The 494-nt window shown below is 45.3% G+C and carries 1 protein-coding gene; it reads left to right on the forward strand.

Annotation, left to right across the window (positions count from 1 at the left end; genetic code table 11):
- Positions 1–494: ABC transporter permease (locus AC1DUA_RS40440; protein WP_477504995.1), on the forward strand; the 494-nt coding region annotated here is incomplete at both ends.

Genomic DNA, 494 nt, shown 5'->3' on the forward strand with positions numbered 1-494 from the left:
CCTGTTTCGTCAAGCATCGGTTGTTGGCATGATTGCGCTCGGCGTCCATTTCGTTATTTTACTAGGTATGGTCGACTTTTCAGTAGGTTCGATTCTAGTCTTCTCGGGATCCATCATTATGGTTCTACAAGGTATTGATGGATTTGGCATTTGGTTATCCATTCCTGCAGGTATTATTGCGGGAATGCTTCTTGGTCTCTTGAATGGGGTGATTGTCGTCTACGGGAAGGTCCCCTCTTTTATTACGACCTTGGGGATGATGTTTGCCGTTCGATCCATTTCACTCTGGTACGCTTCCGGCGGTGCCCTGGAAGGCAAGTATAGCCAGTATACATCTCTAGGACATGGCTATACATTAGGCATTCCAAATATTTTATTTCCGCTTATTCTTGCCGCGATTTTGGCCCATATCGTGTTAACACGCACCTTACTTGGAAGGTACATTTATGCGGTTGGCAACAATCGTATTGCAGCCTTTTTATCCGGTACACCTA

This window comes from Paenibacillus sp. 01T422 (genome assembly GCF_056398785.1).